Source organism: Microbacterium sp. LMI1-1-1.1 (assembly GCF_040815675.1).
Lineage (GTDB): Bacteria > Actinomycetota > Actinomycetes > Actinomycetales > Microbacteriaceae > Microbacterium.
The window spans coordinates 400,726-420,808 of sequence record NZ_JBFPNN010000008.1 but is presented as its reverse complement, the minus strand read 5'-3'; the positions used below and the strand labels follow the sequence as shown (position 1 = coordinate 420,808).

Annotated in this window: 17 protein-coding genes and 2 tRNA genes; 6 read left to right on the top strand and 13 right to left on the bottom strand. The window is 72.1% G+C overall.

Annotated features, from left to right (window positions below; genetic code table 11):
* Positions 1-5: 5 nt before the first annotated feature.
* On the bottom strand, positions 6-1,139 hold the full coding sequence (solA, locus tag MRBLMI1_RS11540; protein ID WP_367732919.1) for an N-methyl-L-tryptophan oxidase: 1,134 nt from the start codon (positions 1,137-1,139) through the stop codon (positions 6-8).
* A 131-nt stretch (positions 1,140-1,270) separates the two neighbouring features.
* Here solA and MRBLMI1_RS11535 point away from each other — a divergent pair, with 131 nt between their 5' ends.
* Together MRBLMI1_RS11535 and MRBLMI1_RS11530 are read left to right on the top strand one after the other, a co-directional pair.
* The gene (locus MRBLMI1_RS11535) at positions 1,271-2,770 is read left to right on the top strand and encodes a helix-turn-helix domain-containing protein (RefSeq protein ID WP_367732917.1); all 1,500 of its coding nucleotides are present in this window, start codon (positions 1,271-1,273) and stop codon (positions 2,768-2,770) included.
* A 65-nt stretch (positions 2,771-2,835) separates the two neighbouring features.
* Positions 2,836-3,687, top strand: coding sequence for an alpha/beta fold hydrolase (locus MRBLMI1_RS11530; RefSeq protein ID WP_367732915.1), 852 nt, complete (start codon positions 2,836-2,838; stop codon positions 3,685-3,687).
* Positions 3,688-3,777: 90 nt separating this feature from the next.
* On the opposite strand, the gene MRBLMI1_RS11525 is transcribed toward MRBLMI1_RS11530, so the two are convergent.
* From MRBLMI1_RS11525 to MRBLMI1_RS11485, 9 genes are all read right to left on the bottom strand, one after another.
* Positions 3,778-4,668, bottom strand: a complete 891-nt coding sequence (locus MRBLMI1_RS11525) for a DUF808 domain-containing protein (protein WP_367732913.1) — start codon at positions 4,666-4,668, stop codon at positions 3,778-3,780.
* A 134-nt stretch (positions 4,669-4,802) separates the two neighbouring features.
* A complete protein-coding gene (locus MRBLMI1_RS11520) occupies positions 4,803-6,032 on the bottom strand; it encodes an ATP-binding protein (protein WP_367732911.1) in 1,230 nt (409 codons plus the stop codon).
* A 96-nt stretch (positions 6,033-6,128) separates the two neighbouring features.
* A complete protein-coding gene (locus MRBLMI1_RS11515) occupies positions 6,129-7,286 on the bottom strand; it encodes a glutathione-independent formaldehyde dehydrogenase (protein ID WP_367732909.1) in 1,158 nt (385 codons plus the stop codon).
* Between the two features lie 88 nt (positions 7,287-7,374).
* Positions 7,375-8,544, bottom strand: coding sequence for a zinc-dependent alcohol dehydrogenase (locus MRBLMI1_RS11510; RefSeq protein WP_367732907.1), 1,170 nt, complete (start codon positions 8,542-8,544; stop codon positions 7,375-7,377).
* Positions 8,541-9,005, bottom strand: a complete 465-nt coding sequence (locus tag MRBLMI1_RS11505) for a hypothetical protein (RefSeq protein WP_367732905.1) — start codon at positions 9,003-9,005, stop codon at positions 8,541-8,543. The genes MRBLMI1_RS11510 and MRBLMI1_RS11505 overlap by 4 nt, the downstream gene beginning before the upstream one ends.
* 183 nt (positions 9,006-9,188) lie before the next feature.
* Positions 9,189-9,280: transfer RNA gene (locus tag MRBLMI1_RS11500), tRNA-Ser, on the bottom strand.
* A gap of 90 nt (positions 9,281-9,370) precedes the next feature.
* Complete coding sequence (locus MRBLMI1_RS11495) at positions 9,371-10,666, bottom strand: LCP family protein (RefSeq protein ID WP_367732903.1); 1,296 nt, start codon at positions 10,664-10,666, stop codon at positions 9,371-9,373.
* A gap of 318 nt (positions 10,667-10,984) precedes the next feature.
* On the bottom strand, positions 10,985-11,743 hold the full coding sequence (locus MRBLMI1_RS11490; RefSeq protein WP_367732901.1) for a hypothetical protein: 759 nt from the start codon (positions 11,741-11,743) through the stop codon (positions 10,985-10,987).
* A 265-nt stretch (positions 11,744-12,008) separates the two neighbouring features.
* Positions 12,009-12,093 (bottom strand) — tRNA-Ser (locus MRBLMI1_RS11485).
* A 70-nt stretch (positions 12,094-12,163) separates the two neighbouring features.
* On the opposite strand from MRBLMI1_RS11485, the gene MRBLMI1_RS11480 reads away from it, so the two are divergent.
* Entirely contained in the window at positions 12,164-13,426 is a 1,263-nt protein-coding gene (locus MRBLMI1_RS11480) for a DUF2254 domain-containing protein (RefSeq protein WP_367732897.1), read from the top strand.
* A gap of 146 nt (positions 13,427-13,572) precedes the next feature.
* On the opposite strand, the gene MRBLMI1_RS11475 is transcribed toward MRBLMI1_RS11480, so the two are convergent.
* On the bottom strand, positions 13,573-14,469 hold the full coding sequence (locus MRBLMI1_RS11475) for an HAD family hydrolase (protein ID WP_367732895.1): 897 nt from the start codon (positions 14,467-14,469) through the stop codon (positions 13,573-13,575).
* Complete coding sequence (gene serS / locus MRBLMI1_RS11470) at positions 14,466-15,731, bottom strand: serine--tRNA ligase (protein WP_367732893.1); 1,266 nt, start codon at positions 15,729-15,731, stop codon at positions 14,466-14,468. The genes MRBLMI1_RS11475 and serS overlap by 4 nt, the downstream gene beginning before the upstream one ends.
* 153 nt (positions 15,732-15,884) lie before the next feature.
* Here serS and MRBLMI1_RS11465 point away from each other — a divergent pair, with 153 nt between their 5' ends.
* The 3 genes from MRBLMI1_RS11465 (at position 15,885) to MRBLMI1_RS11455 (ending at position 19,559) form a co-directional block, all read left to right on the top strand.
* On the top strand, positions 15,885-17,180 hold the full coding sequence (locus tag MRBLMI1_RS11465) for a diacylglycerol kinase family protein (protein ID WP_367732890.1): 1,296 nt from the start codon (positions 15,885-15,887) through the stop codon (positions 17,178-17,180).
* A gap of 177 nt (positions 17,181-17,357) precedes the next feature.
* Positions 17,358-18,728, top strand: a complete 1,371-nt coding sequence (locus MRBLMI1_RS11460) for a cryptochrome/photolyase family protein (protein ID WP_367732887.1) — start codon at positions 17,358-17,360, stop codon at positions 18,726-18,728.
* A gap of 39 nt (positions 18,729-18,767) precedes the next feature.
* A complete protein-coding gene (locus MRBLMI1_RS11455) occupies positions 18,768-19,559 on the top strand; it encodes a nucleotidyltransferase domain-containing protein (RefSeq protein ID WP_367732884.1) in 792 nt (263 codons plus the stop codon).
* Between the two features lie 61 nt (positions 19,560-19,620).
* On the opposite strand, the gene MRBLMI1_RS11450 is transcribed toward MRBLMI1_RS11455, so the two are convergent.
* Complete coding sequence (locus MRBLMI1_RS11450; protein ID WP_367732881.1) at positions 19,621-20,049, bottom strand: Asp23/Gls24 family envelope stress response protein; 429 nt, start codon at positions 20,047-20,049, stop codon at positions 19,621-19,623.
* Positions 20,050-20,083: the final 34 nt, after the last annotated feature.

Genomic DNA, 20,083 nt, shown 5'->3' with positions numbered 1-20,083 from the left:
GATGCTCACAGCGCCGGGGCGGCGGTCGCGTCCACCGCGAACGCCGTGAGGTCGTCCGTGGTGCCCTCGCCGATCGCGAGCTCGGCCAGACCGAGCCCGAAGGCCGGGGTGAACTTGAAGGCGTGCCCCGCGCCGAGGCCCACGATGATGTCGGGGTGCTCGCGGAGGGCGCCGAGGACGAAGCGGCGCCCGGGGGTCAGCGCGTACTGGCAGGTGACGGTGCGCAGGAGGGCGCCGCTGCCCGGAATCCGCGCGGACAGGAACGCCGACAGCTCGGCCACCCGCTCCGGCGAGGGGACGAAGGTGCGCTCGTCCGGGGACATGCGGTTCTCGGAGACGTCGCGCGCCGCCTTGATCGTCGGCTCGCCGTACGTGGGGAAGCCGTAGAAGTTCTGCTCGTCCTCCCAGATCCAGACCGGGAAGCGCTCGGGGGCGTAGTCCGCGGGCGCGGCGGGGGCGAAGTAGCTGACCTGCTCCTGCATCACCTCGAGGGGGATATGGATGCCGAGCGGCTCCAGCAGCGCGGACGTCCAGGCGTCCGCGGCCACGACGACACGGCGAGCGCGCACGTCGCCGGCCGAGGTCGCCACGACGACCCCGCCGTCGACGGGGACCAGGGCGTCCACGCGCGTCCGGTCCCGCAGCACCGCGCCCCGCATCCGCGCGTGCATCTGCAGCGTGGCGACGGTGCGGGCGGCGTGGGCGATCCCTGAGTCCGGCGTGTAGACCGTCGTCACGCCGGCGGGAACGTCGAACTGCGGCCAGCGGGCGCGCACCTCGTCGGGGGCGAGCAGCTCGTACGGCACGCCGTTCTCGGTCAGGCTGCGCGCGAAGTCGTCCGCGTCGTAGGGGCCGGCGTCGGGGATGAACACGACACCGCCGGTCACGGTCAGCAGGCGCTCGCCGGTGTCGGCCTCGAGAGCCGCCCACTCGCGGTAGGCGGCCTGCGCGAATCGGACGTACTCCGGCGAGCCGTACGACGTGCGGACGATGCGGGACGTGTCGTGCGAGGCGCCGCGGACGTGCCCGAGCTCGAACTGCTCGAAGGCGACGGTCCGGATGCCGGCACGCGCGAGGTGGTAGGCGGCGGCGCTGCCCAGCGCGCCGAGGCCGACGACGGCGACATCGAACTCTTCCATGGGTCCCTCTTCCCGGGCCGGGCGGATTCCCGGCGGACGGAAGCCATTATTCGAATCGCGCAGGTCGGAGGTGTTACGGTCGGCGAGAAGTGCAATCCTCCTCCCGTCGGATTGCACTTGTGGGAGGGCACGTGGGTGCGCGCGTCGAGCAGGCCGTCGCCGCGCTGCGCGCCGTCGCCGCGCGGCCGGACCCCACCGCCCCCCTGACGCTGGCGTCGATCGCCGCCGCGGCCGGATCCGGCCCGAGCACGGCGTCCCGGCTGTGCGCCGACCTGGTCGCCGCGGGCGCCCTCGCGCGCGGCGACGGGTACGGCACCTTCCGCCTCGGACCGCGCGCGATCGCCCTATCCGGCCGCGCCGCCGCGCCGCTCGCCGCCGTCACGCACTTCGAGCTGCATCGGATCGCCCAGGACACGAGCGAGACCGTCCTCCTCGCCGCCCCCGAGCGCACCGGCGCCCGCGTCGTGGCGAGCGTCGGCTCAGGATGGACCCTGCACGTCCCGGCCGGCGTCGGCGACCTCGTGGAGGACGACCGTCGCGCCGTCGTGCGCGCCGCCCGGGGCGACGAGGCGGAGGTCGTCGAGGCGCAGGCCGGCCGCGCGGTCGAGATCGCGGTGGCGCTGTCCGCCCCGGACGGACGGTGCGTCGCCGTCCTCGCCGTGTGCCTCCCCGTCTACCGGGCGGTGCGCGCGCGGACGCGCATCCGCCGCGTGCTCCTCGAGGCCCGCCGGGCGTTCGAGAAGACGCTCGCCGCGCCGCCCGCCGATCCCCTCCCGGCGGCGACGCCTCCCGCCGCGCCCGCCCCGGCCGCGCCGCCCGCCCCGCTCGCACCCACCGCGCCGGCCTCCCCCGCCGCACCGGCCCGAGCGCCCGCGCCGCGCACGGTCGAGGCCGCGCTGCGGCTCCTGGAGCGCCTGGCCGCGGGAGCGACGACGATCCCCGCGCTCGCGACGGCGAGCGGCATCCGTCCGGACCGCGTCCGGCGGCTCGTCGACGGCCTGCTGCGCACGGGGATGGTGCACCGCGACGCCGAGACGGACGCCCTGCACCTCGACGCGGGCGTCCACGGCTGGCACCGCGCGGCGATGATCCCGCTGCTGGAGGAGGCGAGCGCGACCGTCGTCCCCGACACGGCGGCCCGGCTCGGCACCTGCGTCTTCGTGACGACCCTCCGCGGCATGCGCAGCTTCACGCTCGTGGAGCACATCGAGCCGCTCGGCGAGGGACTGCTCATGACCCCGTGGCTCGGACGCCCCCACCCGCTCGTCGGGTCCGACGGCGGCCCGACCCTCGCCGGCGACTTCGCCCCGGAGCAGCTTGCCGCGCTCTTCCCCCGCCGCCACGGCGCCCTCGAGTACGAGCGGTTCGTCCGCCGCGCCGCCCAGGCACGGGCGGACGGCGTGCTCGTGATGGAGTCGCCGGACGAGTTCGCCATCACCTCGGTCTCCGCGCCCGTGCGAGATTCGTCCGGACTCGTCGCCGCCGCGGCGTGCATCGTCGGCGCCAGCGAGGACGTCCGCCCCCGCCTGGACGATCTGCGCGACGCCGCGCGCGCCCTCGCCGCCGCACTGTCCGCCCGCCTGTGCGGCGCGGAGTCCCCGCCCATGCCGCTCCCGCGAACGATGGGGTGAGCGTCCATTCCGCCCACCGCCGGACCCCGCTAACGTCTCTCGCACCCGAGCTCGAAGGACCCTGGATGCCACTCACCTCCGCCCCCGCCATCCACTACGAGTCCACGGGCGACCCGTCGGCGCCGCCGGTCGTCCTGCTCTCGGGCGGCGGCGCGCAGCTGATCAGCTGGCACGTCGACCTCGTCGCGATGCTGGTGGCACGCGGCATCCGGGTCATCCGCATGGACAATCGCGACGTCGGACTGTCCGCGCGCTTCGGCGGCGAGGACGACATCGACGGCGGGTACGGCCTCGGCGACATGGGCGACGACGTGGTGCGCGTCCTGGACGCCCTCGGTCTCGAGTCCGCCCACCTCGTCGGCCACTCGATGGGCGGGATGATGGCGCAGATGGTGGCGATCGACCACCCCGCGCGCGTGCGCAGCCTGGGCCTGCTGTCGACGATCCCCGGCCGGGACCCGCGCTACATCCTGCACGGCGAGCGCCCGGAGCTCCTGGTCGCGCCGCAGCGCTTCTCGCGCGACGAGGTCGTCGCCGGGGCGGCCGCGTTCGCCGCCTCCACGGCGGGGCACCGCTACCCGCTCGACGTCGAGTGGAACGCCTGGGCGGCGGGCGAGGCGTTCGACCGCGGCTACGCCCCGGAGGGCTTCTCCCGGCAGTGGGCGGCGCTGCTGCGCGCCCCGGAACGCCTCGAGGCGTTGCGCAGCGTCACGGTGCCGGCGTTCGTCTTCCACGGCCGCGACGACGACGTGCTGCACTGGAGCTCCGCAGTCGACATGGCCGAGGCGCTCCCGCGGGCGGAGCTGCAGGTGCACCCCGACCTGGGGCATTACCTCAACGCCGAGTTCTGGCCCGCCCTCGTCGACGGCATCGTCCGCGCGGTGGCGGCAGGCGAGGCCCTCCGCGCCGACGCCTGACCGGACGCGACCGCCCTGCGCCGACGCCTGACCGGGCGCGCGGCCCTCCGCGTCGACGCCTGACCGGGCGCGACCGCCCTGCGCCGGCGCTCAGTGCGCGACCGGGGCGTCCCGCTTCACCAGACGCGTGACGCCGGTCACCACGACCACGATCAGCAGACCGAGGGCGAGGCCGAACACGGCCGACAGCGCGGTCTCGACGATCCACTCGACGACGGGCCCGGCCGCCTCGATCGCGTGCGTGACGTGGTGGACGAGGTCCCACGGCCCCGCCCAGAGCGTCTCGGCGAGGTTCTGAAGCACGAGGTGGCCGCCGACCCACAGCATCGCGACGGTGCCGACGACGCTGATGACGCGGAACACGGCGGGCATGGATGCCACGACGCGGGCACCGAAGCGTCGGACGCCGCGCGCGTGGCTCTTCATCAGCCGTAGGCCGATGTCGTCGATCTTCACGAGCAGGGCCACCGCGCCGTAGACGACGACCGTCATGGCCAGGCCGATGACGAGGAGCGCGCCCAGTGTCATCCCGATCCCGAAGTCCGGGTCCAGGCTGGCCAGGGCGATCAGCATGATCTCCGTGCTGAGGATGAGGTCGGTGCGCACTGCGCCGAAGACGAGCTTCTTCTCGTCGCGGGGACCGTCGTCGTCGTGAGCGCCGTGGTGGACGCCGAACCACTCGAGCACCTTCTCCGCGCCCTCGAAGCAGAGGAACCCGCCGCCGACGATGAGCAGGTACGGCAGGACTCCGGGCGCGAAGGCGCTGAGCAGCAGCGCGATCGGGATGATGACGACGTACTTGTTGATGATGCTGCCGAGCGCGATCTTCCACACGACCGGCAGCTCGCGCGCGGGGGTGATGCCCTGCACGTACTGCGGGGTGACGGCGGCGTCGTCGATCACGACGCCCGCGGTCTTGGCACTGGCCTTGAGCGCGGCGCTCAGGATGTCATCGACGACGGCGAGCAGTCCGACCGACATGCGTGTTCCTCCCCCGGGGTGCGCCGCGGATGCTCCGCGAGGCTCTTCCGAGGATAGGGGCGGGAGGGATGCCGCGAGCGACGGGGTTGCGCGTGGCGACACCGCCCGGCACGCTCCGACCCCGTCGACCGGCGTCAGAGCCTCGGCCAGTCGGAGGTCAGGTACGCCTCGACGGCGCGATGCCGGAACGTGTACGGCCGCCCGCGGTCGATGATGCCGCGGACGGTGTCGAGCCGCTGCGCTGTCGGCCCGGCCTCGGAGACGCGGGTGAAGCCCATCCCCTCCGCGATCCGCGTGAGCGAGCGGTCGCCCGCGGGCAGACCGGCCATCACCTCCAGCAGCTGCCGTTCGCGCCCCGGCAGCCTCTCGAGCACGCGCTCGACGTGCGCCGTCGCCTCGCGCTCCGCGTTGCGCCATCCGCGCCGGACGTCGTCCTCGGTGACCGTCGAGGAGGAACCGGCGTACCAGGCCTGCTCCCCCGCCAGCTGGAACAGGAACGGCTCGCCGCGGCACACCTCGGCGATCAGCGCCGCGGCCTTCGGCTCCATCCACACCCGGCCGGGGCCGTCCTCGCCCGCCACCTCCCATCCGCGGAGCACGAACTCCTGCAGCGCCTCGGACAGGGCGTCGACGTCGATCGCGGAGAGCGTCGAGGTCTTGAAGCGTCGCGCGAAGGTGGCCCCTTTCCGCGTGCCCGCCATGTCCTCGAAGTCCGGCAGCCCCGTCAGGTAGACCGCGAGGGGCAGCGACCGCCGCACCCGCGCTCCGCCGGGGACGGCCACCTCCGTCTCGTACGTGAGGGCGTCCCCCAGTGCGATGAGCAGCTGCGACAGCGCCTTGTCGTTGGTGATGTTCTGGACCTCGTCGACGTGGATGAGGGCGACAACCCGTCCGTCCTCGAGCGCGGCGCGCCCCACCTCCACCAGCAGGTCGGTGAGCGCGGAGAAGGGCTCGGCACCCTCCGCGCCTCGCAGGGTCAGCGAGAGTCCCGACACCGCGACCGCCTCCACGCGGGCCAGTGCCGTCGCGATGCGACTCTCCCGGGCGGCGGGCAGTCCGGCCTGCCCGGCCAGATCGAGGACCGCGCGCGCGACCAGCTTGAGCGGGTCCGACCCGGCGGGGATGCGCAGCTGCGGCGTCACCCAGTCGCCCGCGCGCGACGCCTCCGCGGCGATGCGCCGCACCAGCGCCGACTTGCCGAGACCCGGCTCACCGAGGATGGTGCGCCCGCGTTCCGGCAGGCCCGCGAGGCGGCGGGGACGGACGACGTCGCGCCAGTCGCCGAGGTGCTCGGTGCGTCCGGCCCACACGTCGGGGACGGTGTCGGAGCCGGGACTGAACGGGTTCGTGAGGGCGGTGCGCACGTCGATAACATTATCAAAACATCAGTCAGCGATAACGTTATCAACGCGACGATCGGCCGACGCGGTCATCGCGCCGGCCGATCGTCCTCCCCCTCTCTACGAGGACGCGGCGGACTCCGGGTGCAGCACGACCTTGGTCCACCCCTCGTCGCGCTTGTCGAAGTGCTCGTACGCGTCGACCGCGCCGTCGAGGCCCAGCTCGTGGCTGACGATCCACGACGGCGTCGCCTTTCCGGCGGCGATGAGGTCGCGCAGGGGCCGGTTGTACTTCTTCACCGGGCACTGGCCGCTGCCGAGCTTCTGCCCGCGGAACCAGAACTCGCCGAAGTCGAACGCGACCTTGCCCTGCTTCGCGAGCTCGTCCGGGCCGCCGGGATCCTGCGGGACGAACACGCCCACCACGCCGATCTCGCCGGTGAAGCGCACGGACTTCACCAGGCGGTTCAGGGTCAGGTTCGGGTCCTCGTCGCCCGCGGGGTCGTGCGCCTGGTAGCCGACGCACTCGCACCCGTTGTCAGCGCCGAGGCCCATCGTCATCTCCATCACCGCCTCGACCGGGTCCACGGCCGAGTCGTCGATCGGGATCGCCCCGATCTCCTCGATCAGCCGCAGGCGGTCGGGATGCCGGTCCACGACCATCACCTTGCTCGCGCCCTTGATGATGGCCGAGTACGCCGCCATCGCCCCGACCGGGCCGGTGCCGTAGATGACGGTCTGATCTCCCGGCTTCACGTTCGCCATCTCCGTCGCGTGGTAGCCGGTGGGGAAGATGTCCGCCAGCATGACGTAGTCCGTCTGCTTCTCCTCGGCGTCCTCGCCCAGGCGAAGGCAGTTGAAGTCCCCCCACGGGACCCGGAGCAGCTCGGCCTGGCCCCCGGCCCAGGGGCCCATGTCGGCGAAGCCGTAGGCGGCGCCCGCCCAGGACGGGTTCGGCTGCGCCGTCAGACAGTAGTTCGTCAGACCGCGTTCGCAGTTCTTGCAGTGGCCGCAGGCGACGTTGAAGGGGATCACCACCCAGTCGCCGACCGTGACCTTGTCGACGCCGTCGCCGACCTCGATCACCTGGCCCAGGTTCTCGTGACCGAACCACCGGCCGGTCTCGAAGTCGGTGCGCCCCTCGTACATGTGCAGGTCGGACCCGCAGATGTTGGTCGTGGTGATGCGGACGAGGACGTCAGTGGGGCGCTCTATCCGGGCGTCGGGCACATCCTTGACGCTGATCGAACGGGGTCCGTCGTAGACGACAGCTTTCATGTTCTTTCCTTCCGGTTACGCGTTGTCTGATCGGGATGCCGATGAGGTGACGGGTGCGGGGCGACCTCCTTCCGCGCGACGGCGGAGCTCACGGACGGAAGACCGCGCGGACGCAGCCGTCGGTCTTCTCCTTGAACATCGCGTAGCCGGCCGGGGCCTCCTCCAGCGGCATGACATGGGTAGCCAGATGCTCCGTGACGAGCTCACCCTGCGCCATCCGTTCGAGCAGCATCGGGATGTACCGGTGCCCGTGCTGCTGCGCCGAGCGGAGCGTCAGGCCCTTGTTCATCAGGGGGCCGAGGGGGAACTTGTCGACCACTCCCCCGAAGACGCCGAGCACGAACACGTTGCCGCCCTTGCGCGCGGCGTAGATGGCCTCGCGGACCGCGGTTGACCGGTCGGTCTGCAGACGGAGCTGCTGCTTCAGCTGGTCGTACCCGAAGTCGAGCCGGTCGGAGTGCGCCTCCATGCCGACGGCCTCGATGCACACGTCGGGGCCGCGCCCTCCCGTCGCCTCGCGCAGCTCGGCCAGGACCTCGCTCGTCTCGTAGTTCATGGTCTCCGCGCCGATGACGTCCGAGGCCTGCGCCAGTCGCTCCGGGAACCGGTCGATGACGATGACCCGCTCCGCACCGAGGAGCAGCGACGCTCGCGCGGCCATCTGGCCGACCCCGCCCGCGCCCCACACCGCGACCGTGTCGCCGGGCTTCACCCCGCCGAGGTCGGCCCCCATCCATCCGGTCGGCGCGGCGTCCGAGGCGAACAGCGCCCGTTCGTCGCTCACCCCCTCCGGCACGGTGAACGCGCCCTGGTCGGCGTAGGGCACCCGGATGTACTCGGCGTGACTGCCCGCCCATCCGCCGAGCGCGTGCGAGTAGCCGTAGCAGCCGCCCGGCGCCTGCCCCCAGAGCATCTCCGGGATGCCGGCGTTGGGGTTGCCGTTGTCGCAGAGGGAGTACAGCTCGTTGCGGCAGTACCAGCAGCGGCCGCAGCTGATGAACGAGCACACGACGACCCGGTCGCCGACGCGGTGCTTCTCGACGGCCGAGCCGACCTCGACGACCTCGCCGAGGAACTCGTGGCCGAGCACGTCGCCGGCGCGCATCGTGGGCACGTACCCGCCGAGGAGGTGCAGGTCTGAGCCGCACGTGGTCGTCAGACGGACGCGGACGATGATGTCCTGCGCGTTGAGGATCTCGGGGTCGTCGACGTTCTCGACCTCGAGCTTGTTGACGCCGGTCCAGCACAGAGCCCTCACAGCACACCCTCGCCCTTCGCCTTGTCCTCGGCCTTGTCGACCGCGAGACCCGGGAGGGTCATGGGCCGGTGGCCGTGCGGCCGCGGTCGGGCCAGGAGGATCTCCCCGGTCTCGAACAGCTGCTTGGCGTCGCGGAGGGCCGTGCGCAGCTCGGCGTCGGCGTCGTCGTCGCTCTTGCCCGAGGCATCCGTCCGCCGGCGCGCGTGGACCTCGAAGCCCTTGTCGCCGGGGGCCGGGGCGATCCGGATCTCGAGCTCGTCCGCCAAGCGCTGCAGGGGCGCCGGGTACCCGCCCGACGTGAAGTCGTCCGCGTCGCCGAGGATGGTCACGGCCTTCCACCCCTCGGGATGGCGGCCGTCGCCGACGGAGTCCGACCCGGACTTCTTGCGTATCAGCGCTGTGGCGGCCAGGCCCGCTGCGGCGCCGACCGCTCCGGCGGTGACCGCTGTCTTGACTCCCATGTCTGCTCCTCCGGTTCCTCGCCGCTGGTGCGACGAGGGGCCAGGGTCGGAGCGTTAGACCGGCGGCACGTAGGGGCTTCACAGCGGGGGTCGACCGGAGGACAATCGCGTGGCGGGCGCGGGGGGCCGTTGCACGGATGCCGCCCGGATACGACGAAACCCCCGATCTCTCGGGGGTTCTCGTGGCGGAGACGGAGGGATTTGAACCCTCGGTCCCCGTGAGGGGACTCCACCTTAGCAGGGTGGTGCACTAGGCCTGACTATGCGACGTCTCCAGGTGATCGACGCCTCACGGCGCGAGCACACCGGTACATACTAACCGGATCGCGGGAGGCATCCGAAACCGGGATCCGGATGCCACCCTCTCACTGCCGCACGTTGCCGTTCGAGCAGGTCGACTGGGCCGCCGTCTGACCGGCGATCTCCGAGGGCAGCACGATCGCCGTGGAGCTCGGCGTGGGGGTCGAGGACGCCTCGGACGTCGGGGCGGGCGCGGGGGCGGCGGTCTCGACCGGGGCGGGCGCGGGGGTCTCGACGGGCTGCCCGCCGTCCTCTGCGACGACGCCGTCGCCGCCGCTCAGCTCGCCCGAGAGGGTGATCGCCTGGTTCGCGTCGAGCGCGGCCCAGAGGGTCTCGGCGGCGTCCTCGTCGGGCACCACACGGTTCGGATCGGCGGGGTCGGCGGCCGTGGGGTACTGGACGAACACGATGTCGCTGAACGGCACGTCCTTCACGGCCGCGGCGATCTGCACTAGCGTGAACGGGTTGGTCAGCGACGTCGACGGGTCGACGTTGCGCAGAGCGGTCGACGCGAGCTTGTACAGCGTCGCGGGGTTCGACAGCACGTCCTCGCTCTTCAGCTTTGTCGCCAGGCGCGACATGTACTGCTGCTGGTTCGAGATGCGGCCGAGGTCCCCGCCGTCGCCGACGCCGTGGCGCGTCCGCAGGAACTGCAGGGCATCGAGACCCTTGACCGTCCGCATCCCGGCCGGCCAGTCGATGCCCGTGTAGCGGTCCTTGATGCCGTTGGCGATGCAGACGTCCACGCCGCCGATCGCGTCGGTGATGTTGATGACGCCGCCGAAGCTCACCTTCGCGGCGAAGGGGATGTCCTGGCCGCTGAGGTCCGAGATCGTCTCGACGACGCACGAGAGGCCGCCGTCCTCGAAGGCGCTGTTGATCTGCGCCTTGCGCGACGCGGAGTGCTCGACGCCCTCGGCATCCGTGCACGCGGGGATGGGGACCATGAGGTCGCGGGGGAACGAGACGACCGTGACCCGGCGGGGCGCGTCCGAGATGTGCACGAGCATGTTGACGTCGTTGAGGTTGCCCTCGGCGTCGGGGCCGCTGCAGCGGTCGCCGAAGTACTGCGCGAACTCGGGCTCGCACTCGTCGGTGCCCGCCAGCAGCAGGTTCACGCCGCCCTTCAGCTCGCCGAGGTCCGGCGGCACCGCGGGCTGGTTCTTCAGGTCGACCGCGTCGGCGGTGAAGCTGCTCGACAGGTCGTAAGTGACGTACGCGGCCACACCGGCGCCGGCCACGAGGATCGCGGCGAGGGCGATGCCGACCGCCGACATGAGCTGCCGCAGGGGGCCGGGCGACGAGAGCTGTCCGTGACGCGCGACGATGCGCCGCGCGCGCGTGGTCGTCTTCTTGCTCACTCGGGTCCTCTCGGGCGGGGCGACCCGGCCAGCGAGTCGGAACCATGTTAGGGAGAAGCGGCTGTGTATTGCGTGAAGACCGGCGCGTCGCGCGGGTCGGCGTCGCCGAGCGGAGGAGATGTCGCGACGGGAGGACCAAATCACGTGGATGCCACCTCCCCCGGCCTCATCCCCTCCCCTCCCCTCCCCGCGCGCGTCGGCGTCGTCAAGCGGAGGAGATGTCGCGAAGGGAGGAGATGTCGCGAAGGGAGGACCGGATCACGTGGATGCCACCTCCCCCGGCCTCATCCCCTCCCCTCCCCTCCCCGCGCCGCGCGCTCACCCCTCGAAGACGACGACCTCGTCCGCGTCGGCGTCGTAGACGAACTGGAAGGCCGTGCCGGCGGGCAGGTCGATCGCCTTGCGCTCCGGCGTCTCCTCGCCGAGCAGCATCGTGACGGCCGGCGGGAACAGGCCCGCCCCGCACGACTGCAGCAGCAGGTGCCCGTTGTACGAGTAGCCGCCGTCACGGAGCTCCTCGAGCAGACCGGGCTGCCAGATGGCCATGCAGGGCCCGGCGGCGCGGCCGGTCTCGAACGACGCGTACGTGATGACGCGGAACCCCTCGAACTCCTCGTACGCCGTCACCCCGCTCGTCACGCCCCGCGACATCGACGTCGGCGCAACGAAGCTCGGATCCGGCGCGAGCCGCGCCACCTGGGTCGCCCCCACCTGCAGGGGATCGGACTGCACACGCGGGACGACGACGAGCGCGGTGATCAGGCAAGCGACGACGAGCGCGGCGGCGGACAGCATGATCACCGTCGAGCGTCGGACGCGCGGCATCCGGATTCCTCGCTCGACGGGTGCGATCGCCTCCGTGGGCTCATCGTCAGCGGCGCGCGCCTCGACCGACGGCTCGGGACGACCGGATGCCACGACCCCTTCGTCCGGAACCGGCTCGGCCCGTTCGGCGACGGCGTGCGCCTCCTCCAGCTCGACGAGGCGGGCGAGCGCGGCGGAGTCGGAGTAGATGTCGCTGTCCGGCGCGTAGGCGCGTCGACGGAGGCTCGCGAGCTCGTCGTCGACGCCGTGCATGCCCCGATCTAAGCAGCCCGCCGCCCGCGAGGACAGACCCGCCCGCTACGCGGCGCGCGAGCCTCCGGCGGCGTGGGCCCAACTCCGTTCGGATCCCGCTCAGCCGGTCATAACGCGGAGGGTGTGGGATTCTCCCCACCGCCCCTCCACCGACCGCTTCGCGCTCGGCGGAGCCTCCGGCGGCGTGGGCCCAACCGAGGTTCGAACCCTCTCAGCCGGTCATAACGCGAAAGGCGGACCCCTGCGGGGCCCGCCTTTCGCGTTGCGGAGGGTGTGGGATTCGAACCCACGGGACATCTCTGCCCACTGGTTTTCAAGACCAGGTCCATCGGCCGCTCGGACAACCCTCCCGAAAGCCCGAGTCTACCGACCGCGTCCAGCCCCCGACGTCGACGGCGGGGCCTGGCTAACGTCGACGGCATGGCGATGACGACGCGCGGGTCCGTGGCATCCTTCTTCCTCCGTCTCGGGCGGCAGGTGTGGGTGCGTGCCGCGATCTTCACCCTCATTGGCGTCGCGCTCGCCCTGACCGCCCGGTTCGTCGGCCCGTTCATCCCGTTCGACGTCAGCATCGAGCTCGGGCAGAACTCCGTCGGCTCTCTGCTCGAGATCATCGCGACCGCCATGCTCACCGTCAGCACGTTCTCGGTGACCGCGATGGTGACCGCGTTCTCGTCCGCGACGACCACCGCCACCCCGCGGTCGACGCCGCTGCTCATCGCCGACCCGACGTCGCAGAACGCCGTCTCGACCTTCATCGGCGCCTTCACGTACTCGATGGTGGGCATCGTCGCCCTGTCGACGGGCTATTACACCGAGCAGGGCCGCACGATCCTGTTCGTCGGGACGCTGATCGTCATCGCCATCGTCGTCGTCACCCTGCTGCGCTGGATCTCCCACCTGTCGACGTTCGGACGCATGGCCGACGTCATCGACCGCGTGGAGACCGCGGCCGGCGTCGCCCTCGAGGACCACGCGAGGATGCCCACCCTGGGCGCCCGCCCCGCACGTCCGCTGCCCGCGGGCGCCGCGTCCGTGCACGCCGAGGAGGTCGGCTACGTCACCCACGTCGACGTCGCCGGCCTGCAACGACTGGCGACGGCGCACGACCTCGAGATCCACGTGCGCGCCACCCCGGGCCGCATCGCCGACGCCCGCACCCCGCTCGCGTCGGTGCGGGGGAAGGTCGATGACACCGTGGCATCCACGATCCGTCGCTGCTTCCGCATCGAGAGGCACCGGACGTTCGAGCAGGACCCGCGCTTCGGCGTCATCGCGCTCACCGAGATCGGCAGCCGCGCCCTGTCGCCGGCGACGAACGACCCCGGCACCGCCATCGAGGTGATCGCCGCCCTGCAGCGCGTGTTCACCCGCACGCTGCAGGCCGCCGCGCCCGTCGACGTCCGATACGACCGGGTGTTCGTCGAGGCGCCGGAGCTGTCCGACCTGCTCGCGGACGCGTTCCGTCCCCTCGCCCGCGACGGCGCCCGCGACGTGGAGGTGCAGATCCGGCTGCAGAAATGCCTCGCCTCGCTCGCGGCGACGGCGCCACAGCACGCGGACGACCTCCGGGACGCCTCCCGCGCCGCCCTCGACCGCAGCCTCCCCGCGCTCGACCGCCCCGACGCGAAGCTGCTGAAGGCCACGACGCGCGGCCTCTGGGCGGACATCCGCCCCCGCTAATCCACCGACAGTAAACGCTCTCGCGCGGCGGAAACGCCGTGTCAGGGCGTGTCCACCGCACGAGAGCGTTTACCGGACAGGGATGCCACGCGGCACAGCCGCGACACGGGCGCACCTCCCCCGCGGGTGAGGGCAACCCGCCGGGGTCAGAGCGCGCGCAGCACCGCCGCGACGCCGCCGTCGCCGACCGACAGTCCGACCTCGCCCGCGGCGGCGTGGACCTCCGGCGGGCCCTGGTGCATGGCGATCGCGCGGCCGCCGTTGCGGACGGCCCACTGCATCATCTCGATGTCGTTGCGCCCGTCGCCCATGACCAGCACGCGGTCCGGTGCGACGTCCAGCCACGCGCGGACCCGCTCGAGCGCGGTCGACTTGTCGACGCCCTGCGGGGCGATGTCGAGCCAGGCCGTCCACCCGATCGCGTATGAGACCTGGCTGAGGCCAATCCGCTCGACGAGCTGGAGGAAGTCCTGGTCGGTCTGCTCCGGCGCGACGACGACCACACGGCAGACCGGCTGCGCGGACAGCTCCGCGAAGCTCACCTGGTCGGCGTCGTGCAGGTTCCAGTCGTCGAGGTACTCGGTGAAGAGCCGCTTGCCGTCGGGGAGCTCCACGAGGAAGTGCGCGTCCCCCAGGTGCTCGCCCAGCAGCGTGAGGACCTCGGTCGGGTCGAACGTCTCCACGTGCGCGCGCTCGTAGCCCGCGGCATCCCCGTCTCCGACACGTCGCATGACGATGGCGCCGTTCGAGCACACGGCGTACTCGGGACGGATGCCGAGGCGGGACATGATCGGGTGGGTGCTGTCCCAGCTGCGACCGGTGGCGAGCATCACCTCGTGGCCGGCGTCCTGCGCGTGCGCGACGGCCTCGACGATGCCGGGGCTCAGCGTGTCGTCCTCGAGGAGCACGGTGCCGTCGATGTCGAGCGCGATGAGCATGCGCCCGACGGAGGCGTCGGCGAGATCCTCGACGACGTCGGCCGCCTCTTGCTTCGGGGCGACGTCGACGTCGCCCGTCTCGGGCAGGGCGGCCTCGCGGGTCACGCGACCGGCTCCATGACCTCGAGCCCGCCCAAGTACGGCCGCAGCACCTCCGGGACCGTCACCGACCCGTCGGCCCGCTGGTGCGTCTCGAGGAGCGCGACGATCCAGCGCGTCGTGGCGAGGGTGCCGTTCAACGTCGCGACGGGCTGCGTCTTGCCGCCGTCCGGACGGTGGCGGACGTCGAGGCGACGTGCCTGGTACGTGGTGCAGTTCGAGGTGCTCGTCAGCTCCCGGTACGCGTCCTGCGTCGGGACCCACGCCTCGATGTCGAACTTGCGCGCGGCGCTGGAGCCCAGGTCGCCGGCCGCCACGTCGATGACGCGGTACGACAGGCCGAGGTCCTGCAGCATCCGCTCCTGCATCTCGACGAGACGGTCGTGCTCGGCCTCGGCGTCGGCCGGGTCGGCGTAGACGAACATCTCCAGCTTGTTGAACTGGTGCACGCGGATGATGCCGCGGGTGTCCTTGCCGTATGAGCCGGCCTCGCTGCGGTAGCAGGTGGACCAGCCGGCGTAGCGCTTGGCGCCGCGCTCGAGGTCGAGGATCTCGCCCATGTGGTAGCCGGCGAGGGGAACCTCGCTCGTCCCGACGAGGTACAGGTCCTCCTTGTCGAGGTGGTACACCTCGTCGGCGTGCTGGCCGAGGAAGCCGGTGCCGCGCATGACCTCGGGACGCACGAGGGTCGGGGGGATCATGGGGGTGAATCCGGCCTGCAGGGCACGGTCGAGCGCGAGGGTCATCAGCGCCAGCTCGAGGCGCGCGCCGATGCCGGTGAGGAAGTAGAAGCGGCTGCCCGACACCTTCGTGCCGCGCTCCATGTCGATCGCGCCCAGCTTCTCGCCGAGCGCGAGGTGGTCGAGCGGCTCGAAGTCGAAAGCGGGGATCTCGCCGTGCGTGCGCAGCGTGATGAAGGCCTCCTCACCGCCGGCCGGGACGCCCTCGAGGACGATGTTCTCGATCTTCGCGAGGGCGGCGTCCGCCGCGGCCTCGGCCTCGGCGACGGCGTGCTGGGCGTTCTTGACCTGCTCGCTGAGCTGCTTGGCCTCGGCGACGAGAGCAGCCTTCTCGTCCTTCGGAGCCTGCGCGACCCGCTTGCCGTGGGCGTTCTGCGCCGCCCGCAGCTCCTCGAAGGCGGTGATGGCCGCGCGGCGGTCGCGGTCGGCGGCGATCGCGGCGTCGACCGACTCGGACGACTCGCCACGGGCGATCTGGGAGCGCTTCACGAGCTCGGGATCTTCACGCAGCAGAGTCAGGTCGATCACGCGTCCATCCTAGGGGCGGGTGCGGACGCACTCCCCGCCGCGTCCGGGCGCGCCGTCCGGGCGCGCCGCCCGCCCGTGGGGACCCCGCAGGGGTGGCGTCAACCCCCGCAACACCGCCCGTGCCCCGCCGCGCGCCCGCCCTATGGTGGAGCCATGGCCGGTTCTGACGACTCGCGCGACGACGCGGCATCCCCCGACGAAGACGCTTCGACCGCCCCCGCTTCCCCGGGGGCGCACCACGACGCCGCCGCGGCGGAGGGGTCGGGCGAGGACTTCGAGGCATCCTCCCTGCGCGACGGCGCCGGTGACGACGCCTCCGAGGGGGCGCCGGATCCGAAGCAGGCGGCCGAGCCCGACGACGTCATCCACCAGCCGGAGGACGTCGAGCCCGACACCTCGGACGAGAGCTCCGGTGAGGCCAAGCGCGTCTCGTCCGACGGCGACGAGGCCCCGATGGACGCGGAGCCCACCGAGAAGAAGCGCGCCGCCCTCATCTACAACCCCACCAAGGTCGAGCCCGAGCAGCTGCGCGCACGTGTGGCCGAGCTGGCCGCTGCGGCGGGCTGGGCCGAGCCCCTCTTCTACGAGACGACCGTCGACGACCTCGGCGACGACGCGGCGCGCGCCGCCTTGGAGGAGGAGGTGGATGCCGTCCTCGCGGCCGGCGGCGACGGCACGGTGCGGGCGGTGGCCGAGGCGCTGACCTCGTCGGGCGTGCCCCTCACGATCGTGCCGAGCGGCACGGGGAACCTTCTCGCCCGCAACCTCAACCTCCCGCTGACGGACACGGACGCGATGATCCGCGCCACGTTCGACGGCGACATCCTCCCGATCGACACAGGGCTGGCCCGGATCCGCCGCGCGGACGGCGAGGTCGAGGAGCACGGCTTCTCGGTCATGGCCGGCATCGGCCTGGATGCCGCGATGATCCAGAACACGCGGTCCGACCTGAAGAAGCAGGTGGGCTGGGTCGCCTACGTCGACGGTGCGGCCCGGTCGCTGGTCTCGGCGAAGCCGTTCCGCGTGATGTACCAGCTCAACGGCCACCGCCTGCACTCGGCGAAGGTGCAGAGCGTGCTCTTCGCGAACTGCGGCGCGCTGCAGGGCGGCGTGGCGCTGATCCCCGACGCGTCCGTGGCCGACGGCCGCCTCGACGTGGCCGTGATCCAGCCGAGCGGCATGCTGGGCTGGCTGGGCGTCTGGCGGAGCATCGTGTGGGACAACTCCGTCCTGCGTCGCTTCCGCGCCGGCCGACGCGTGCTCGAGCGCCGTCGCGACACCTCGGTCCGCTACCTGCGCGGCGACGGCATCGAGCTCGCGACGTCCCCGGCCCAGCCGATCGAGCTCGACGGCGACGAGTTCGGCGAGGCGACGCGCATCTACACCCGCATCATCTCCGGCGGGCTGTCGGTCGCGCTCCCGAAGGGCCACGACACCTCCTCGCTCTGACGGCCGCCCCGCCTGCCCCTTCGCTCGCCGAGATCACACGTTCGCTGCGAGAGCACACGCTCGCACGCGCCTGCGCTGTGTGATCTCGCGCGGAACGTGTGCTCTCCCCCCGCCCGGGGTCGGCCGCGGCGGTGTCAACCCCGAAGGGACGGATGCCGCGGTGGATAGCGTCGAGGGATGGCAACGCCCTCGATCGTGTGGTTCCGCGACGACCTCCGCCTGACGGACAACCCGGCGCTCCGCGCGGCCCTCGACCGGGACGAGCCGATCATCGGCCTCTACGTCCTGGACGAGGATTCGGACGGCGTGCGCGAGATCGGCGGGGCTGCGCGCTGGTGGCTGCACCACTCCTTGGCATCCCTCGCCGGTCGCCTGGAGGAGCGTGGCTCCTCCCTCGTGCTGCGGCGGGGGCGGGCGTCCGAGGTCCTGCCCGCGGTCGTGAAGGACGTCGGTGCGGGAGCGGTGTTCTGGAACCGACGGTACGGCGGGGTCGAGCGCGAGATCGACGCCGGCATCAAGGAAGGGCTCCGGGACGACGGGGTGACGGTGGCCTCGTTCGCCGCGAACCTCCTCTACGAGCCGTGGACGGTCCGCACGCAGTCCGACAAGCCGTACGGCGTCTACAGCCCGTTCTCGCGCGCGGTGCAGAAGCTCCCCGCGCCGCGTCCGCCGCTGCCCGAGGCGCGCAAGGTCCCCGGCTTCGACGGGGGTGTCGACGGCGACGACCTGACCGCCTGGGACCTGCTGCCGACGAAGCCCGACTGGGCGGGCGGCCTGCGCGAGACGTGGGAGCCGGGCGAGCCCGCCGCGAAGGCCCGGCTCGAGGAGTTCCTCGACGAGGACCTCGGCGACTACGCGAAGTACCGCGACGAGTTCGCCGGGGGCTCGACGTCGAACCTGTCGCCGCGTCTGCGCTGGGGCGAGCTCAGCCCGTACCAGGTGTGGCACGACACGCTGGAGCACAAGGGCTCGGGCGAGCATGCGAAGAGTGCGAGCGGCTTCCTCTCCGAGCTCGTCTGGCGGGAGTTCGCCTGGCACGTGACGTACCACTCCCCCGACATCGCGACGGTGAACTGGAGGCGCAACTTCGACGCCTTCCCCTGGCCCCCGCTGAACCGTGCGCACCTCGAGACGTGGCAGCGGGGCGAGACGGGCGTGGCCGTGGTCGACGCCGGGATGCGTCAGCTGTGGAAGACCGGCGTCATGCACAACCGCGTGCGCATGGTCACGGCATCCTTCCTCATCAAGAACCTGCTGATCGACTGGCGGCATGGCGAGCAGTGGTTCTGGGACTGCCTGGTGGACGCGGATGCCGCGAGCAACCCGTTCAACTGGCAGTGGGTGGCGGGGTCCGGGGCGGATGCCGCTCCGTACTTCCGCGTGTTCAACCCGGACACCCAGCGTGAGAAGTTCGACAAGCACGACGCCTACGTCCGCGAGTGGGCCCCGGAGTATCTCAGCGACGACCCGCCGCAGCCGATGGTCGACCTGAAGGAGACGCGCCGGCGCGCCCTCGACGCCTACGCGCACGTCCGTCACGGCGACTGAGCCCGCGGCATCCGGGATGGACGACGGTATCGTCGAGCGATGCGCGCCGTCCCGCCCTCCCTCGATCCCGCGGTGGTCTCCGAAATCGATCGGCGTCTCGCCGCGGTCGCGGTAGAGCACGGTGTGCGCATCCCCTGGGCGATCGAGAGCGGCAGCAGGGCGTGGGGTTTCCCCTCACCGGACAGCGACTACGACTGCCGCTTCGTCTTCGTCCGCCGAGCGGAGCAGTACCTGTCGCTCTGGCCAGAGCGCGACGTGATCGAGACGCCGCTCGACGAGACGTTCGACGTCAACGGATGGGACCTGCGCAAGACCGTGGGGTTGATCGTCCGCGGCAATGCGACGGCCATCGAGTGGCTGCGCTCCCCCATCGTCTACACCGGCGACGCCGCCTTCCGCGACGGTCTGCTCGCCCTCGCGGAGGCGACGGTGGACCGCACCGCGGTCGGGCGCCACTACCTCCACGTGGGCCGGCAGCAGCGGGCCGGTGCGACGACGCTGAAGAAGTTCTTCTACGCCTTGCGGCCCGCGACGGCGCTGCGGTGGCTCGAGGTGCACCCGCAGGCTGTCCTTCCGCCGATGGACCTGCCGACCCTCCTGGTGGAGGCGGAGGTCGAGGAGGCCGTCGCCGGAGCGGCCCGCGACCTCATCGCGCTCAAGGCGCGAACACGGGAGCTCGGCGCGGGCAGCCCGCCCGCCGTGCTCGACCGCTTCGTCACGGCGCAGCTGGAGGCCGCGTCGGCCTTCGAGGAGGCCGCCCCGGTGCGCGAGCCCGGGGCCGTGCGGCGCCTCGCCGACGAATACTTCCGAGCGCAGGTCCTGGCCGGCTGAACCCGCGGCATCCGGACACGAGAAAGGGCGCCGCTGCGAAGCGGCGCCCTTTCTGCGGAGGTCAGTTGACGCGCTTGTCGGCGTCCTCGTCCTCGTCATCGTCATCGCCCGGGATGTAGACGTCGACGACGGTGACGTTGATCTCGGCGACCTTCATGCCGACGAGGTCGGTGATGGCCTGGCTGACGGCGGAGCGCACGTCGCTGGCGACGTCCTGCAGACGCTCGGGGTAGTCGACCTGGATCGAGATGTCGGCGGCGACCTCGGTCTCGCCCACCTCGACGCTCACGCCCTGCGCGTGGTCCTTCGCGCCGACGGCCTGACGGATGTTGCCGATCACGCGGGCCGCACCGCCACCGAGGGCGTGGACGCCGGGGACCGAGGCCGCGGCGATGCCCGCGACCTTGGCGACGACGCCGTCGACGATGACGGTCTTGCCGCCGTCGGTCGACGTGGTGGTGGGGGTCGTGGCGGTGGTGTTCTCAGCCATTGCGCTTCCTTCCGTTGTCTCCGGGACGGTGTGC

Bases quoted from the DNA above. Each gene is read 5' to 3' on its own strand.
- solA (WP_367732919.1), bottom strand. From the start codon at position 1,139: ATGGAAGAGTTCGATGTCGCCGTCGTCGGCCTCGGCGCGCTGGGCAGC.
- MRBLMI1_RS11530 (WP_367732915.1), top strand. From the start codon at position 2,836: ATGCCACTCACCTCCGCCCCCGCCATCCACTACGAGTCCACGGGCGAC.
- MRBLMI1_RS11525 (WP_367732913.1), bottom strand. From the start codon at position 4,668: ATGTCGGTCGGACTGCTCGCCGTCGTCGATGACATCCTGAGCGCCGCG.
- MRBLMI1_RS11515 (WP_367732909.1), bottom strand. From the start codon at position 7,286: ATGAAAGCTGTCGTCTACGACGGACCCCGTTCGATCAGCGTCAAGGAT.
- MRBLMI1_RS11505 (WP_367732905.1), bottom strand. From the start codon at position 9,005: ATGGGAGTCAAGACAGCGGTCACCGCCGGAGCGGTCGGCGCCGCAGCG.
- MRBLMI1_RS11490 (WP_367732901.1), bottom strand. From the start codon at position 11,743: ATGCACGGCGTCGACGACGAGCTCGCGAGCCTCCGTCGACGCGCCTAC.
- MRBLMI1_RS11480 (WP_367732897.1), top strand. From the start codon at position 12,164: ATGGCGATGACGACGCGCGGGTCCGTGGCATCCTTCTTCCTCCGTCTC.
- MRBLMI1_RS11465 (WP_367732890.1), top strand. From the start codon at position 15,885: ATGGCCGGTTCTGACGACTCGCGCGACGACGCGGCATCCCCCGACGAA.
- MRBLMI1_RS11460 (WP_367732887.1), top strand. From the start codon at position 17,358: ATGGCAACGCCCTCGATCGTGTGGTTCCGCGACGACCTCCGCCTGACG.
- MRBLMI1_RS11455 (WP_367732884.1), top strand. From the start codon at position 18,768: ATGCGCGCCGTCCCGCCCTCCCTCGATCCCGCGGTGGTCTCCGAAATC.
- MRBLMI1_RS11450 (WP_367732881.1), bottom strand. From the start codon at position 20,049: ATGGCTGAGAACACCACCGCCACGACCCCCACCACCACGTCGACCGAC.